General features: G+C 72.6%; 17 protein-coding genes (1 of these 17 cut by a window edge). 5 read left to right on the top strand and 12 right to left on the bottom strand.

From position 1 onward, the window contains the following. Window positions 1-11 precede the first annotated feature (11 nt). Window positions 12-284 (top strand): hypothetical protein, encoded by a 273-nt coding sequence (locus tag PHZ_RS06240; protein ID WP_041373283.1) that lies wholly within the window; start codon window positions 12-14, stop codon window positions 282-284. 53 nt (window positions 285-337) lie between these two features. Here the strand turns inward: PHZ_RS06240 and PHZ_RS06235 are convergent, their stop codons facing one another. Genes PHZ_RS06235 through PHZ_RS06225 form a run of 3 tightly spaced genes read right to left on the bottom strand, consistent with a single transcriptional unit; the run spans window position 338 to window position 3,953 of the window. After that, the gene (locus PHZ_RS06235) at window positions 338-1,180 is read right to left on the bottom strand and encodes a crotonase/enoyl-CoA hydratase family protein (protein WP_012521690.1); all 843 of its coding nucleotides are present in this window, start codon (window positions 1,178-1,180) and stop codon (window positions 338-340) included. A 12-nt stretch (window positions 1,181-1,192) separates the two neighbouring features. Then, complete coding sequence (locus PHZ_RS06230; RefSeq protein WP_012521689.1) at window positions 1,193-2,101, bottom strand: glutathione S-transferase family protein; 909 nt, start codon at window positions 2,099-2,101, stop codon at window positions 1,193-1,195. A gap of 1 nt (window position 2,102) precedes the next feature. Then, complete coding sequence (locus tag PHZ_RS06225) at window positions 2,103-3,953, bottom strand: AMP-binding protein (protein WP_012521688.1); 1,851 nt, start codon at window positions 3,951-3,953, stop codon at window positions 2,103-2,105. 148 nt (window positions 3,954-4,101) lie between these two features. Here PHZ_RS06225 and PHZ_RS06220 point away from each other — a divergent pair, with 148 nt between their 5' ends. After that, a complete protein-coding gene (locus PHZ_RS06220) occupies window positions 4,102-5,337 on the top strand; it encodes a glycosyltransferase family protein (RefSeq protein WP_012521687.1) in 1,236 nt (411 codons plus the stop codon). Here the strand turns inward: PHZ_RS06220 and PHZ_RS06215 are convergent. From PHZ_RS06215 to PHZ_RS06185, 7 genes are read right to left on the bottom strand one after another with little or no spacing between them, the layout of a single operon-like run. Then, complete coding sequence (locus PHZ_RS06215) at window positions 5,247-5,972, bottom strand: glycosyltransferase family 2 protein (RefSeq protein WP_012521686.1); 726 nt, start codon at window positions 5,970-5,972, stop codon at window positions 5,247-5,249. The two genes, PHZ_RS06220 and PHZ_RS06215, sit on opposite strands and share 91 nt — an antisense overlap. Next, window positions 5,969-7,567 (bottom strand): capsular polysaccharide biosynthesis protein, encoded by a 1,599-nt coding sequence (locus tag PHZ_RS06210; protein WP_012521685.1) that lies wholly within the window; start codon window positions 7,565-7,567, stop codon window positions 5,969-5,971. The genes PHZ_RS06215 and PHZ_RS06210 overlap by 4 nt, the downstream gene beginning before the upstream one ends. Window positions 7,568-7,570: 3 nt before the next feature. After that, entirely contained in the window at window positions 7,571-7,945 is a 375-nt protein-coding gene (locus tag PHZ_RS06205) for a phosphatase domain-containing protein (RefSeq protein WP_012521684.1), read from the bottom strand. Window positions 7,946-8,003: 58 nt separating this feature from the next. Further along, a complete protein-coding gene (locus PHZ_RS06200; protein ID WP_012521683.1) occupies window positions 8,004-8,639 on the bottom strand; it encodes a glutathione S-transferase family protein in 636 nt (211 codons plus the stop codon). Next, entirely contained in the window at window positions 8,636-8,977 is a 342-nt protein-coding gene (locus tag PHZ_RS06195) for a c-type cytochrome (protein ID WP_049758158.1), read from the bottom strand. Before PHZ_RS06195 ends, PHZ_RS06200 begins: the two co-directional genes overlap by 4 nt. A gap of 26 nt (window positions 8,978-9,003) precedes the next feature. Beyond that, the gene (locus PHZ_RS06190) at window positions 9,004-9,966 is read right to left on the bottom strand and encodes a Vgb family protein (RefSeq protein ID WP_012521681.1); all 963 of its coding nucleotides are present in this window, start codon (window positions 9,964-9,966) and stop codon (window positions 9,004-9,006) included. Between the two features lie 52 nt (window positions 9,967-10,018). After that, entirely contained in the window at window positions 10,019-10,984 is a 966-nt protein-coding gene (locus PHZ_RS06185; RefSeq protein ID WP_012521680.1) for an alpha/beta fold hydrolase, read from the bottom strand. A 123-nt stretch (window positions 10,985-11,107) separates the two neighbouring features. Here PHZ_RS06185 and PHZ_RS06180 point away from each other — a divergent pair, with 123 nt between their 5' ends. The 3 genes from PHZ_RS06180 to PHZ_RS06170 all read left to right on the top strand — a co-directional run bounded on the left by PHZ_RS06180 (window position 11,108) and on the right by PHZ_RS06170 (window position 13,633). After that, entirely contained in the window at window positions 11,108-11,842 is a 735-nt protein-coding gene (locus tag PHZ_RS06180; RefSeq protein ID WP_012521679.1) for an SDR family NAD(P)-dependent oxidoreductase, read from the top strand. Beyond that, window positions 11,839-12,603 (top strand): SDR family NAD(P)-dependent oxidoreductase, encoded by a 765-nt coding sequence (locus PHZ_RS06175; protein WP_012521678.1) that lies wholly within the window; start codon window positions 11,839-11,841, stop codon window positions 12,601-12,603. The genes PHZ_RS06180 and PHZ_RS06175 overlap by 4 nt, the downstream gene beginning before the upstream one ends. An 82-nt stretch (window positions 12,604-12,685) precedes the next feature. Then, a complete protein-coding gene (locus tag PHZ_RS06170) occupies window positions 12,686-13,633 on the top strand; it encodes an aldo/keto reductase (RefSeq protein ID WP_148216807.1) in 948 nt (315 codons plus the stop codon). On the opposite strand, the gene PHZ_RS06165 is transcribed toward PHZ_RS06170, so the two are convergent. Continuing rightward, complete coding sequence (locus PHZ_RS06165; RefSeq protein WP_148216806.1) at window positions 13,622-14,134, bottom strand: hypothetical protein; 513 nt, start codon at window positions 14,132-14,134, stop codon at window positions 13,622-13,624. The genes PHZ_RS06170 and PHZ_RS06165 overlap by 12 nt on opposite strands. 83 nt (window positions 14,135-14,217) lie before the next feature. After that, a protein-coding gene (locus tag PHZ_RS06160) for a cytochrome c (RefSeq protein WP_041373281.1) crosses the window boundary here: on the bottom strand, window positions 14,218-14,331 show its end. Its footprint extends 318 nt past the window's final position; only the last 114 of its 432 coding nucleotides appear in the window; the start codon falls outside the window, past its right edge; it ends in the stop codon at window positions 14,218-14,220.

Genomic DNA, 14,331 nt, shown 5'->3' with positions numbered 1-14,331 from the left:
AAACCGAACCCATGATCCGCATCGTCACCCTGGCCGCCGCCGCGGCCCTCCTCGCCGCCCCGGCCGGCGCCCAGACCATCCGCGTCTCGACCGACGGCAAGTCCGCCGAACAGCTCCACGCCGAGGTGGTGAAGGCCGCCCGCAAGGTCTGTGCGCGCGCCACCCAGAACGCGACCTTCCCGCGGGAAGAGAAGGAAGCCTGCATGAAGGCCAGCCTCGCCCACGCCTTCGCCCAGCCGGCGGCCGCCAAGCTGGCCGCGAACGCCAAGCTGGCGTCGCGGTAAGGGGGCGGCGGGAGCGGGCGGCGACGCGCCCGCTCCCCAGCCGTCGCCTGCCGTCAGACCTCCGCCTTTTCGGGCGCGGCCCCGTCGGCGAACGCCGGCGCCCGCTTCTGGAGGTTGGCCATCACCGCCTCGACCTGGTTGGGCGAGCCGATCAGGGCCGCCTGCTCGCGGCTCTCCTCCAGCAGGATCTCGTGCTGGCTCGCATGGCCCATCAGGTTCAGCAGGCGCTTGCCCGCGCGGATCGCGTCGGGGCTCTTGCCGGCCACGTCGCGCGCGAACGCCAGCGCCTCGGCGCGCGGGTCGGCGCAGACCCGGGTGGCCAGGCCCAGCGTCGCGGCTTCCTGTCCGTCGAAGATCCGGCCGCTCCAGGTGAGCTCGCGCGCGAGGTCGTCGCGCACCAGGCCGCGCATCAGCACCATGCCCGCCATGTCGGGCACCAGGCCCCACTTGATCTCCATGACCGACATGCGCGCGTCGGGGGCGACGAACCGCAGGTCCGCGCCCAGGGCGAGCTGGAATCCGCCGCCGAACGCGACGCCATGCACGGCGGCGATCACCGGCACGGGAATCTCGCGCCAGACCATGCAGGCGTGCTGCGCCCGGTTCGAGCCCCCGGGCGTGCGGTCGCGGGTCAGCAGCGCCCCGGCCGAGCCCTGCCCGCCCTTGCGCTCGCCCGAGGCCATCGACTGGAAGTTGCCCATGTCGAGGCCGGCGCAGAACGCCCGGCCCTCGCCCGAGATCACCACCGCGCGGACGCCCGCCTCGCCCTTCAGCCGCTCGCCCGTCTCGATCAGGGCGTCGAACATGGCGCCGTCGAGGGCGTTCATCTTGTCGCTGCGGACCAGGCGCACGTCGGCGACGCCGTCCTGGATGTCCACGGTCACGCGGTCGTTCATCAGTCTCTCCGTTCAGGCCCGGGCCAGCGCATAGCCGGCGCGCGGGAAATGCACATGCACGAGGCCGAGGCCCTCGCCCTCGCGGGCGATCACGATCCGCTCGCGGGTCAGGGCCGCGAGGCGTCCCGTGACGGGATCGCGGCCGTAGTCGTCGGCCTGGACCGTCACCGCTTCCCCGGGCTTCAGGCCCGAGGGATCGTCGGGGTCGCTGTCGGGGACCGGCGCAGGCGAGGCGTCGGCCGCCGCCCGCAGCGCCTCGGCGCCGCTCATCTCGGTCCGGCGGCCGTGGCCGATCGCGGCGATCCGCGCGCGCCAGTCCTGCACCCGATCCAGGCCCGCCAGAAGGGTCTCGGCCGCCGCGGGCGCGGCCGCGCCGAGCCACCAGACGTTCATGTACGCGGCGATGTCGCCCAGCGAGACCTTGGTCCCGCCCAGGAAGTCGACCCCGGAGAGCCCGTCCTCCACCCAGGCGGCATAGGCCCGCCACTGCGCCCGCATGTGCGGCGCGGCCGCCCTCATGCCGGCGATGTCGAACGGCCGGCCCGACAGCTTCTCGCGGTCCTCGATGAACTCGCGCGGGACCGCGTCGCCGATCTGTGCGAACACCACCGCCACGCTCGCCTGGAACCACAGCCGGTCGGCCCACAGGTTCACCGCCCAGTCCCCGCCGCGCGCGGTGGCCGGCTCGGGATGGCGGGCGTCCAGCTCGGCCAGGATGGCCTGGGTGTCGCAGTAGACGTCCGCCCCGATCTGCATCACCGGGATGCGCCGGTAGCCGCCGGTCAGGGGGACCAGCTCGGGCTTGGGCATCACCACCGGCTGGATCACCGAGCGCCACTCGAGGCCCTTCACGCCCAGCATCACCCGCACCTTCTCCGAGAAGGGCGAGGTGTCGTAGTGGTGCAGGACGATCCCGGCCATCCTAGCGCAGGCTCACCACGCCCGGCCCCGGCGGGTCGGCGTACAGCGCGTCCACCAGCGCCTGGCGCCGCTCCAGCGTGGCGCGCTGGTTCACATAGCCCTTGTCGGTGATCTCGCCCGCGTCGATCGACGGCGGCTCGGTCATGACCAGGAACCGGCCGACCTGCCGCGACGATCCACCGGCGCTCTTGTTGAAGGCCCCCAGCCGCTCCTTCAAGATCTCGGTCAGCTTGCCGAGCGGATCCTCGCCCAGCGACCCGAGCGCCGCCGGCGCCGGCCACACCAGCGCGCCGACGAAGGGCTTGTCCTGGCCCGCGACGACGATGTCGAAGACGTAGGGGCTGCAGGCGGCCACCAGGTCGGGCCTGAGCGTGCCGACCGACACCCAGGTGCCGGAATCCAGCTTGAAGTCCTCGGTCACCCGGCCGTCGAACACCAGCCCCTGCGCGGGATCGTCCGGATCGAGGAACCGGCAGGCGTCGCCCAGCTTGTAGAAGCCCTCCTCGTCGAAGGCCTGGGCGGTCTTCTCGGGGTCGTTGTGGTAGCCGCTGGTGACCGTCGGCCCCTTCACCCGCACCTCCAGCTTGGAGCCGCTGGGCGCGAGCTTCAGGGTGATGCCCGGCAGCGGCAGGCCGATCAGGCCCACCCGCTCGGTCACCCAGTGGACGACCGTGATCCCCTGCGTCTCGGTCGCGCCGTACATGGTGGTCAGCGGGATGCGGTGGCCGGTCTCGGCGATCGCCAGCGCCTGCATCCGCTCATAGATGTCGTTCGACAGCGTCGCGCCGCCGTAGCCCATGTAGCGCAGGTTCCTGAAGAAGCTCCGGCGCAGCACGGGGTCCTGCTCCATCGCCTCGGCCAGCATGCCGAAGGCCACCGGCGCCGAGCCGAACACCCAGGGGGAGACCTCGTAGAGGTTCTTGATCGTGGTCTCGAACATGCCCGGGATCGGCTTGCCCTCGTCCAGGTGCAGGGTCCCGCCCGCCCAGAGGTTGCCGTTGAAGGCGATGTTGCCGGCCGAGATGTGGCTCCAGGGCATCCAGTCCAGCGCCTGGGGCGGATTGTCCGGATCGGGCGCCTCGTCGCGCAGGCCCTCCTGGCCGGCGATGACGCCCGCGAACATGCCGTGTGTCTGGGGCACGCCCTTGGGCATGCCGGTGGAGCCCGAGGTGAACAGGTACTTGGCGACGGTCCCGTGGTGCAGGGCCTCGCGCGCCGCCTCGACCGCCTCGCCGGGCGTGGTGGAGGCGAGTTCGGAAAGCGGGATCGTCCCGTTCCCGCCATCGACGGTCACGAATGCGAGGGTGGGGTCCAGCGCCCGCAGCGTCTCGAAGGCGCGGGCGAACATCTCGCTGGACTGGGCGAACACCACCTTGGGCCGGACGGTGGCGAAGCAGTGCTTCAGCTTGGCGTGGTCGGACGAGATCAGGCTGTAGGCCGGGCTGATCGGCGCCACCGGCACGCCGGCGGTGTAGCAGCCCAGCATCACGAGGGCGTGCTCGACCGAGTTGGCCGACAGCACCATCACGCTGTCCTCGCCGCCCAGGCCGCGGTCCAGCAGCCACTGGGCGATCCCGTCGGCGGCGCGCTTGGCCTCGCCGTAGGTGACGCCGGTCCAGGGACCGTGGTTCGGCGCGCGCTGCAGGATGTAGGGCCGGTCGGGATGCTGCGCGGCGCGTTCGGCCAGGAGGTGCGCGATCGAGCGCGGCCCCTCGCCCGGCGGATGGTTGGAGCGGATGATGTAGCTGCCGTCCGCCCGGCGCTCGACCGAAACGTCCGGCGCCTTCTGCGGCAGCGGCTTGAACGGCGGCTTGGACGCGATGGCGGCGCCCGCATCGTCGGCTGGGCTCATGGCGATCCTCCCGTTGTCTTTGGTTCTTGGGCCCAAGCCTATGCCAATGCGCCCCGCCCGCAACGCCGACGCCACGTAAGGGGGCCACGCTTCCATTCCCCGCCCGAACCGCCCTAGACCGGGAACCTCAGCGTTGGGGGAACGGTCGATGAAGTTCGTGCTGATGAAGGGGCAGTCGCAGTACGGCTCGCTGCGGCTGCACGTCGACCAGCTCGCCGCCGCCCTGCGCGAGCTGGCGCACGAGGTCCAGGTGGTCGACCTGGCGGCGCCCGAGGGCCAGGGCGAGCTGCAGGCGACCTTCGGCGCCCCGCCGGACTGCTACTTCGGGATCGGCGGGCTCGGCGCCGAGCTCTCCAGCGGCGGAGCCTCGGTCTACGACCAGCTCGGGGTCGTCTACGCCACCCTGCACGTGGATCATCCCGTCCACCAGGCGCCCCGGGTGACCGCGCCGATCCGCCGGCACGTCGCCTTCTTCCTCGACCGCAGCCATGTGCAGTTCGTCTCGGCCTGGCCGACGGCGAAGATCGCCCAGGTGGGCTTCCTGCCCCCCGGCGCCAACGAGCTGCCCGAGCCGGTGGACGCCTCGGACGAGGCGTTCGGCGCCCGCGACATTCCCCTGCTCTTCACCGGCACCTACCGCGGCGCGCCGCAGCCGGCCTGGGCGGCCTGGGAGGCCAGCCCGGCCCGGGACCTGGTGGCCGAGGTCGCCGACCGGATGGCGGCCGACGCCCGCCTGCCGATCCTGGATGCGCTGAAGGCCGCCATGGCCGCCCGCGGCGCCCAGCTCACCGCCGACCTGTTCGACCAGCTCGTGCCCCTGCTGCAAACCCCGCAGGCGTTCGCCGAGGCCTACCACCGCGACCGGCTGCTCCACGCCCTGGGCGCCGCCGGGGCCCCGCTGCACGTCTACGGCAACGGCTGGGAGCCGCTGGCGCAGCGCTATCCGTCCTTCGTCTACGGCGGCGTCGGCAGCTTCGAGGAGACGCTGCACCTGCTGCGGCGCGCGCGGCTGGTGCTCAACACCAACAACGGCTTCGTCGCCGGCGGCCACGAGCGCGTCTTCACCGCCATGTGCGCGGGCGCGGCGGTCGTCTCGGACGCCAGCCGCTACTACGCCGACGCCTTCAAGGAAGGCCGCGAGATCATCACCTTCGCCTGGAACCGGCTGGACGAGGCGCCGGGCCAGATCCTGGAGCTGATGTCCGACACGCCAAGGCTCGCGGGGATCGCCCGCGGCGGCTGGAAGCGGGCCATGGCCGAGCACCGCTCGGTCCGATCGCGCCGCCCGCATCGTCAAGGCGGTGAAGCAGGCCCGCTGAGCAGCGCCTCGTATTCCGCCGGCGTGCCGCAGAAGACCACCTCGTCCCGGCCGATCAGCCGGTAGCCGATCCGTCGGCCGGCGCGGATCAGGTGATTGTAGATCGGCGCCACATAGAGCTCGGCCGCCTGCGGCGCCTTGCGCTCCTCGGCGAGCGCCCAGGCGAAGTCCGCCGCGCGGGCGAAGTGGTAGAGGCCGGTGCAGCACAGATCCGAGATAGGCCGCTTCTCGGCGGTCTCCAGCGCCAGCGGCGCCTCGCCCGCACCCGGCCGGACGTAGGACCAGTTGGCCCCCTCCCCCCGGAACACCTCGAGCCAGCCGTCCATCCCGGCCAACGGCGCGCCCGGGAAACGGAAGCCCGGCCGGAAGGTGTCGATGTTGAAGATGGTCAGCGGCGTCTCGGCCGCGGTCCCGGCCGCCTCCAGGCCCAGGGCCACCGTCTCGGCCTGGCCGGCCGTCGGACGATCCAGGGCCACCACCGTGCAGTCCTTTACGCCCAGCGCGGCGCCGGCCTGGCGCGCGTAGTCCGCCGCCTCGCCCCTGGCGATGATCAGGAAGGGCGTGCGCTCGAACTCGGCGGCGAAGCTGCCTACCGCATGGTCGAAGACGCTGCGGCCGTGCAGCGGCAGGGCGTGCTTGGGCCGGTCGTAGCCGGCGTCGAGGAACCGCTGCGAGCGGCCCGCCATGGGAATGACGATCATCCGGCTTCGAGGTCCCGGTGGAGCCGCAGCGCATTGGCCAGGAACGCCCGCTGGCGGTCGGGCCGGTCGGCGTGCAGCGGCAGCATCGACAGGAACAGCCCCGTCATCGCGGCCTGCACGGTGAGCGAGAGCGCCTCCGCGCCGTCGACCCGCATCTCGCCGAGCGCTCCCTCCAGCCAGGGCTGGGCGGCGATCTCCTCGAAGGTCAGCTCGAAGTCGCCGTCGGCCTCGGCCAGGTCGTAGCGGCCGGCGATGATCTGGTCGTAGCGGCCCACCGCCGAGTGGGCGAGCTTGGCGAGGTCGTAGCGCAGGTCGCCGTAGATCCCCGGCCGCTCCCCCACCAGGCCGCGCGGGTCGAGCGCGCGCACCCGGCGCAGGCGGCTGTCGTAGAGCAGGTTCGAGAAGCACAGGTCGCCGTGCATGACGCACTCGCGCCGGCCGCTCTCCAGGTCCAGGGCCTGCGCCAGCCGCTCCGCGATCTCGGTGAGCGAGGGGGTCGGCCGGCCGGCGTAGCGCAGCGGCCTGTCGATCGGAAAGCCCGTCTCGCGGGCGAAACGCTCCAGCCGCGCGGCCGTCTTGTCGACGCACAGAGCCCGCAGCGCCGCGTCGGCCGAGCCTTCGCCCGTGTCGGCGGCGCAGGCGGCGAGCAGCGCCTCGATGGCCGACAGCACCCGCATCCACGAGTGGCGGCCGAGCTGGCCGTGGACGAACAGCTCCGAAACCACCGGCAGGAAGGCGTACTCGGTCTCGTAGAAGGCGTTCCCGTCCGCCACCCCATGGGCCAGCAGCCGCGCGGTATGGATCTGCACCGGCGCGGGGATGGCGTTCAGCCAGTGGGCCTCAGCGCGGATCTTCGCCCGGTCCTGGCTCGACTTGCGCGCGGTCAGCCCGTCGATCCGCACGGTGTTGAACGCCCGGGCCGTGGTGACCGCCAACCGCGACTGGAAGAAGGTCTGCAGGTGGCCGAAGTCCAGCCATTCGGCGGCCGGGACGGTCTCCATGCGCCGCTCGCCTAGGTAGTGGTTCACGCCGGCGATGAAGTCGCCCCGCATCCGGGTGAGCGAGCGCAGCAGCCCCAGCGAGGAGGAGAAGCTGAAGTAGCCGGCGGCGATGGGCCGGCCCTCCTGCCCATCCTCGCCGGCCGCCGTGGTCTCCAGCCCCAGGACCTGGCCGTCCTGCCCCAGGCGCATCTCGGCCCAGGCGTATTCGTTGGCCCGGGGGCCGCCGACGATGACGTCGTGACGGTCCAGCGGCGGCCGGGCGATCAGGGTGTCGCCGTGCAGCACGTGCACCGGCCCCTCGCCCGCCCCCACCGAGTTGATCGCATAGACCAGCGCCTCGCCCAGCCGCAGGCCCTCCGGGACGGTCAGGACCTCGATGCCCCGCTCGGCCAGCCGCCGGGCGTCGTGCGCCGCCAGGCGGAAGGTCTCGGGCAGCACCATGTGGAGGCCCTCGGCCCCCTCCAGCGCATCGAGCTGCAGGTCGTAGAGCCGGCGCGTGCCGACCGGCAGGAACGCGGGCGGCAGGGGCCCGAACTCGGCGGCCAGCTCCTGGCCGACCACCGCCCCCGACATGATCAGCCGCAGCGTCGCCACGCCTCAGCGCTCGGCGTCGAGCAGGGCCTGGATCTCCTGCGGCGAGAGCTTCACGAACTCGCTGGGCCGGACGGCCTTGTCGTCGATGTAGAACCCGTCCGTCCCGCACCAGGGCTTGCCCACGTGGATCTCGTCGTAGGGCACCTCGTGCCGGGCCAGCCACTCCAGGATGACCGGCAGGGTGTGGGCGTTGATCTTGCCCACCGAGTTCTGGTGCGTGCGCATGTTGCGGGCCGAACAGATGATGATCTCGAAGCCCTGCTCGCGATAGGCGCGCAGCTGGGCGATCACCGCCGCATTGGGGCGCCGCTCGGGATAGGGACGTTCGGGCTCGTCGAGGGCCAGGGTGCCGTCGAGATCGAAGACCAGCCGCTTCATCGGACCGTGGACATCGTGCGCAACGCCCCTGTCCTAGGCCGATTCCCGAGCCGGCGGGTCAGGACGACAGCGCCTCGGACAGCTCCATCTTCTGCGCGGCCTTGGCGGCCTGGAAGGCGGGCCGGGCCTTCAGCCGCTCCCAATAGGCCTTCACCTGTGGGCTGAAGCTCTCGCTCAGGCCCAGGTGGTTCGCCAGCAGGAGGGCGTAGCCGACCGAGATGTCCGCCGCCGTGAACCGGCCGGCGCAGAGCCAGTCGCCCGCCGAAAGCGCCCGGTCCACGTGCCGCAGGCGGCTCAGGAACCACTTGGCGTAGTCGTCGGCCACGACCTCGGCCTTGCCTGGCTCGAAGGTGCGGTAGCGCAGCACCAGGGTCTGCGGAAAGGTCAGGGTCGCCTCGCCGAAGTGCAGCCAGTTCAGCCACGCGCCGTAGGCGGGGTCCTCCACCGGCACGGCCAGGTCGCTGGGGCCGTAGCGGGTGACGAGGTACTGCACGATGGCCGCGGACTCGCTCATGAACGTCTCGCCGTCGCGCATCGCCGGGATGGTCCCCAGCGGATTGACCTCCAGGTATTCCGGCGCGCGCACCCGCGGCGGGAACGGCAGCAGGTGCAGCTCGTACGGCAGGTCCAGCTCCTCCAGGGCCCAGAGCGGCCGGAACGAGCGGGCGTCGGGGCAGTGCCAGAGTTCGATCATCGGGGGCTCGCCGTGGTCTGGAGGAAGCGGATCACCGCCTGGCGGTCACGCGGTTTGCGAAGGGGCGGCATGCTCATCTCGGTGCCCGGGATCATCGCCTCGGGGTCGGCCAGGAAGTGGTCCAGCGCCTGCTCGGTCCAGACGAGCCCGCCCGCCCGCGCCCGCCGCAAGGCCGGCGAATAGGAATAGCCGGGCCGCGTGCCCGCTCGGCGCCCCACGATCCCGGCCAGGTTCGGCCCCTGCACATGGCCCTCGGCGGGGTCCACCGAATGGCAGGAGAAGCAGCGCTGGAACACCCGCGCGCCCTCGGCGGCCGAGGGCGCCGAGGCGGCCAGCATCAGAGCGAGGCTTGCCGCCAGCACGCCTAGTACCGGATCACGACGAGGCGGTCGGTCCCGGACTCCGCCCCCCAGGCCTCGCCCGGGCGGCCCAGCATCTGGCGCACGTTCGCGCCCGGCCGGTCGCTGGGGAAGCTCTGGAACGTCTCGGTCGCCGGGTCGAAACGCAGGATGGCGTTGGCGGCGAAGTCGGTGATCCAGACCTTGTCGGTCTCGTCGACGTAGACGGAGTAGGTGCGAGGCTTCTCGCCCGGCGGCATCCAGCTCTTCCAGGCCCCCGCCTTCGGGTCGTAGCGGCTGAGCTGGCCCGAGTTCCACTCGCTGATCCACAGCCGCCCCTGGCTGTCGGACCAGACGCGGCGCGCGCCCTGGTCCGGCGTCGGCGGCTCGATGACCGTGGCCGCCCCGCTCTCCAGGTCCACCTTGGCGAGATGGCTGCCGGCCAGAGAGACGTAGTAGATCTCGCCCGCGGGCGTGGCCGTGATGCCATAGGGCCCGCGGCCCTCGGGCGCCTTCCAGACCTTCATGTCCCCGCTCGCCGGATCGAGCCGGCCGTAGAAGCCGGTCTGGCCGGTGAACCAGATGCGGCCCCGGCCGTCGAACGCGGCGGTGTTGAGATTGGCGTAGCCGGTGTCCTCCGGCAGCTTCCAGGCCTTCACGGCCCGGGTCTTGGGATCGACGCGGACGATGGCGTTGAGGCCCCCGTCGGTGATCCACGCCGCACCGTCCGGGCCCACGATGACGCCATGCGGCGCCGAGCCCTCGCCCAGCGGGACCTCTTCGGCCCGGCCCGTCTTCGGGTCCAAGATTCCCAGCTTCCCCGTCCGCTGGGCCGTGTACCAGACGGTCCCGTCCGGGGCGGCGGCGACGTCGTGCGGCCGCCCGCCCTTCGGAACCTCGAAGTACTGCGCCTGCTGGGCCGCGGCCGGGCCGCAGCCCGCCATCATGCCGGCCGCGAGCGCCGCGGCGGCGATCAGGAGCTTGCGCATCGCCTGTCCTCCCTTGTGTCCTGGCCCGAACCCTACCGCGGAATCCCGCCGCTCACAGGCCCTTCAGCCATTCCAGGATCAGGCGCGTGACCTCCTCGGGCCGTTCCTGCTGGGTCCAGTGGCCGCAGCCCTCCAGCATGTGTGCGCTGACCAGGTTCGGGACGTGGGGCCGCATGGCGGCGATCGGGTCCGACAGGCCCCCGAAGGCGGTGCTGGCCGGGTCCTTGGTCCCGCCGATGAACAGCGCCGGCTGCTCGATCGTCCGCCCCTGGAAGCCCTGCAGCCAGGCGAAGTCCCGCTCGTGGTTGCGGTAGCGGTTGATGGGGCCGCGGAAGCCCGATTCCCGGAACTCGGCCTCGTAGTAGTCGAGCTCGTTCTCGGTCAGCCAGGCGGGGAACGGGTCGGGGTCGATCAGGCCTTCCAGCAGCGTGGCGCCGGCCGGCTTCTGGGGCCAGGCGCCGGGCGGCGCATCGCCCGAGATCGCGTAGTAGAATTTGCGCAGGAAGCCGCGCACATCGGCCTCGGCCTCCGCCTCGGGCGGCCCCTCCTTCTGGAACCACGCCTGGTAGAAGAACCGCCCCTTCTGGGTGAACAGCGCGTCGAACACCTCGGTGAACGGGCGCGAGGGGATGCCGAGGTAGGGCACCGACAGCCCGCCCACCGCCCGCACGCTCTCGGGCCTCGCCAGGGCGGTGTTCCAGACGATGGGCGCGCCCCAGTCGTGGCCGATCAGGATGGCCGGCGCCCCCGGCTGCAGCGCCCGGACCACGCCCGCCACGTCGGCGGTCAGCCGCTCCATCGCATAGGCCTCGACCGGGTGCGGCTTGTCAGAGCCGCCGTAGCCGCGAACGTCGATGGCGCAGGCCGTGAACCCGGCGTCGGCGATCGGGTCGATCTGGTGACGCCACGAGAACCAGCTCTCGGGGAAGCCGTGGACCAGCACGACGAGCGGGCCCTCGCCCTTCAGCGCCGCCCGGATGCGCACCTCGCCCGCGTCGACCATCCGGAACTGCGGCATGCGATCCTCCCCGCTTCTTGCCGCGATGGTTCTCCGGCCCAGCGCCTCCTGGCAAGGCTGACGGGGCGTCAGCGTTGACCCCCACGCCCTCCGTGCCAGCATCGGGCGGGGAGGAAGCCACACGTGAACGAGCTCGATTTCAGCGGCAAGACCGTGCTGGTCGTGGGCGGCTCCAGCGGCATCGGCAACGGCGTCGCCCACGCCTTCCGCGGGCGCGGAGCGGCCGTCCACGTCTGGGGCACCCGCGCCAGCGCCGCCGATTACGCCGGGGTGGAGGGCTCCGACCTCTCCGACCTCGCCTACGCCCAGGTGGACGTCGGCGACCGCGCCGCCATCGAGGCGGCCGAGGCGATCCGGCCGCTGGACGTGCTGGTGCTGTGCCAGGGCACGGTCCAGTACCGCCGCGCCGAGTTCGAGCCCGAGGGCTGGGACCGGGTGATGGCCGTGAACCTGGACAGCCTGATGGACTGCGCGCGCAAGTTCCGCGAGACCCTGGCCGAGCGGCGCGGAGTCGTCATCGTGGTCAGCTCGGTGTCCGGCTTCCAGTCGAACCGCGGCAATCCGGCCTACGCCGCCTCCAAGGCCGGGGCGGTCAGCCTGACCAAGACCCTGGGCGAGGCCTGGGCGCCCGACGGGATCCGCGTCGTCGGCCTGGCCCCCGGGCTCGTGGACACCAAGCTCACCAAGGTGACGACCGAACATCCCGGCCGGCGCGAGGCGGCGCTCCGGTCCATCCCCATCGGCCGGATGGGCACGCCGCAGGACATGGCCGGCGCGGCCCTGTTCCTGGCCTCGCCGCTGGCGGCCTATGTCGTCGGCCAGACCCTCATCGTGGACGGAGGCCTCTCGCTCTCATGACCAGCCGCTCGATCAAGGGCTCGGTCGCCCTCGTCACCGGCGCGGCCGGCGGCATGGGCAGGGCCACCGCCGAACTCTTCGCCGCCGAGGGCGCGCACGTAGCCGTCACCGACGTCTCCGAGGCCGGGGCCCGCGCCGTCGCCGATGCGATCGAGGCCGCCGGCGGAAGCGCCGAGGCCTGGGCGCTCGACGTCTCGGACCCACGGGCGATCCGCGAAGTCGTGGCGGCGATCGCCGCCCGCTTCGGCGGTCTCGACATCGTCGTGAACAACGCCGGGATTTCTGCCTTTTCTCCCATAGATTCCGAGGACTACGACGACATCTGGAACCGCGCCGTCGGCGTTCTGCTCACCGCCCACCAGCGGATCATCCGCGCCGCCCTGCCCCACCTTCGCCGCTCGCAGGCGCCGCGGATCGTCAACATCGCCTCCACCGAGGCCCTTGGCGCCACGTCGCGGGACAGTCCCTATGCGGCGGCCAAGGCGGGCGTCACCGGCCTCACCCGCGCCCTCGCCGTCGAGCTCGGCCCCGAGGGGATCACCGTCAACTGCATCTGCCCGGGTCCCATCCTCACCGGCATGACGGAAGGCCTTCCCGAGGCCGACCGCCAGACCTTCGCCAGGCGGCGCACGGCCCTGCGCCGCTACGGGGCGCCCGAGGAGGTCGCCCACATGACGCTCAGCCTCTGCCTGCCGGCCGCCTCCTACGTCACCGGCGCGACGATCCCGGTCGACGGCGGGCTGATGGCCCGGAACGCCTGAGGTCCCGGCCCACCTTCCCGTCCGGACTTTCCGCCAGGACTGGTTTGCGCGCATCATGCCGGCGGACCCCGCGGAGCCGCCCATGCGCTGGAGCCGACGCCAGATCATCGCCGCCGGCGCGGCGCTCGCCGGCTGCTCGCGCGAACCGGCCGCCGCCGCGCCCGAGGAGCCGAAGATGCCCGCCGCCCCGTTCCGCAGAACCCCGCTGCTGAGCCGCGCCATCCCGAACACCGACGAGCAGCTGCCGGTCGTCGGCCTCGGCACTTGGCAGGCGTTCGACATCGCGCCCGGCGGGCCCGAGTGGGACCAGGCGCGCGAGGCCCTGCGCGTCTTCTCCGCGGCCGGCGGACGCGTCGTGGACTCCTCGCCGATGTACGGCCGCGCCGAAGCGGCGGTCGGCGCGCTTTCCGCCGAGCTCGGCCTGCGGTCCGGCCTGTTCCTGGCCACCAAGGTCTGGACCCGCGGGCGCGAGGCGGGCCTGCGCCAGATGGAGGACTCGCGCCGCCTGCTCCAGGCCGAGACGATCGACCTGATGCAGGTGCACAACCTGCTCGACCTCGAGACCCACCTGGCGACGCTGCGCGACTGGAAGGCGGCCGGGCGGATCCGCTACCTGGGCGTGACCCACTATCATGAGGGCGCCTATGACGCGCTCGAGGCGGCCATGACCCGCCACCGGCTCGACTTCATCCAGATCAACGCCTCGGTGGCCGAGCGCGAGTCCGAGGCCCGCATCCTGCCGCTGGCGCAGGAGCGCGGCATGGGCGTGATCGTCAACCGGCCGTTCGCCGGCGGCGACCTGTTCGCCCGCGTGCGGCGCCTGCCGCTTCCCGGCTGGGCGGCCGAGATCGGCGCCCCCAGCTGGGCCCAGGTGATGCTGAAGTACGTGCTGTCCAATCCGGCGGTGACCTGCGCCATCCCCGGCACGCGCAACCCGCGCCACGTGCTCGACAACCTGGGCGCGGCGACCGAACCCCTCCCCGACGAGGCCCAGCGCCGCCGGATCGTCGAGGCGGTCTCAGCCGCCTGAGCCGCCCTCCTCGGGCAGGGCCGGGGTCTGCAGGCCCTCGTCGCGGTCGCAGCGGACGTCCCGCGCCTTGGTCTCGAGCACGGTAGCGGTCAGCACCAGCGGCTCGCCCGGCTTGGCCGTGCTGACCAGGACGTTGAACGAGCGGCCCGCGGGCATGTTGCAGAACGTCTCGCGGCTGGCGAACTTGCCGGGATCCCACTTCGTCTTGGCGGGCGAGAACCGCTCGCGCCGCTTGGCGAGGGCCTCCAGGACGGCGGCGCGAACCGCCACCGGCTCGCCCCCGGTCACCGTCACCGTACAGGTGGCCGGCTCGGCGCGGCGGCGAATCTCGACGTCCTCCCCCTCGATCTGGTCGGCCACGGGCGCGCCGTCGATCACGGCCGACAGGCAGGCCCCCACCGCCGACCGGGCTTCCTCGGTGGGCGCGCCCACGGCGACGGCGGGCCAGGTCAGAACGACCAGGGGGGCGATCAGGAGGGCGGTGGGGATCAGGCGGCGCATGCGCGACTCCGGCGGGGGACTGTCCGCCCCATCGCGCAGCATCGCGGCGCTCCTGTGGCGCCTCGGCGCAGGACGGGCGGCCCTCAGCGCAGGGCGGGCGCGTAGATCTTGTGGCAGCCGTTGCAGGAGTCGTAGAGCGCCCCGCCCGCGGCGAAGGCGGCTTCCGCGTCCCGGGCGCGGAGCGCGGGGACCGCGCC

Source organism: Phenylobacterium zucineum HLK1 (genome assembly GCF_000017265.1).
Taxonomy (GTDB): domain Bacteria; phylum Pseudomonadota; class Alphaproteobacteria; order Caulobacterales; family Caulobacteraceae; genus Phenylobacterium; species Phenylobacterium zucineum.
Note: the sequence above shows the minus strand (reverse complement) of the source record. Positions and strands in the feature narration are given on the sequence as shown.

Excerpts from the sequence above, each read along its gene's own strand:
- PHZ_RS06240 (WP_041373283.1), top strand. The coding sequence starts at position 12 with ATGATCCGCATCGTCACCCTGGCCGCCGCCGCGGCCCTCCTCGCCGCC.
- PHZ_RS06235 (WP_012521690.1), bottom strand. The coding sequence starts at position 1,180 with ATGAACGACCGCGTGACCGTGGACATCCAGGACGGCGTCGCCGACGTG.
- PHZ_RS06230 (WP_012521689.1), bottom strand. The coding sequence starts at position 2,101 with ATGGCCGGGATCGTCCTGCACCACTACGACACCTCGCCCTTCTCGGAG.
- PHZ_RS06225 (WP_012521688.1), bottom strand. The coding sequence starts at position 3,953 with ATGAGCCCAGCCGACGATGCGGGCGCCGCCATCGCGTCCAAGCCGCCG.
- PHZ_RS06220 (WP_012521687.1), top strand. The coding sequence starts at position 4,102 with ATGAAGTTCGTGCTGATGAAGGGGCAGTCGCAGTACGGCTCGCTGCGG.
- PHZ_RS06215 (WP_012521686.1), bottom strand. The coding sequence starts at position 5,972 with ATGATCGTCATTCCCATGGCGGGCCGCTCGCAGCGGTTCCTCGACGCC.
- PHZ_RS06205 (WP_012521684.1), bottom strand. The coding sequence starts at position 7,945 with ATGAAGCGGCTGGTCTTCGATCTCGACGGCACCCTGGCCCTCGACGAG.
- PHZ_RS06200 (WP_012521683.1), bottom strand. The coding sequence starts at position 8,639 with ATGATCGAACTCTGGCACTGCCCCGACGCCCGCTCGTTCCGGCCGCTC.
- PHZ_RS06195 (WP_049758158.1), bottom strand. The coding sequence starts at position 8,977 with ATGCTGGCCGCCTCGGCGCCCTCGGCCGCCGAGGGCGCGCGGGTGTTC.
- PHZ_RS06190 (WP_012521681.1), bottom strand. The coding sequence starts at position 9,966 with ATGCGCAAGCTCCTGATCGCCGCCGCGGCGCTCGCGGCCGGCATGATG.
- PHZ_RS06185 (WP_012521680.1), bottom strand. The coding sequence starts at position 10,984 with ATGCCGCAGTTCCGGATGGTCGACGCGGGCGAGGTGCGCATCCGGGCG.
- PHZ_RS06175 (WP_012521678.1), top strand. The coding sequence starts at position 11,839 with ATGACCAGCCGCTCGATCAAGGGCTCGGTCGCCCTCGTCACCGGCGCG.
- PHZ_RS06170 (WP_148216807.1), top strand. The coding sequence starts at position 12,686 with ATGCGCTGGAGCCGACGCCAGATCATCGCCGCCGGCGCGGCGCTCGCC.
- PHZ_RS06165 (WP_148216806.1), bottom strand. The coding sequence starts at position 14,134 with ATGCGCCGCCTGATCCCCACCGCCCTCCTGATCGCCCCCCTGGTCGTT.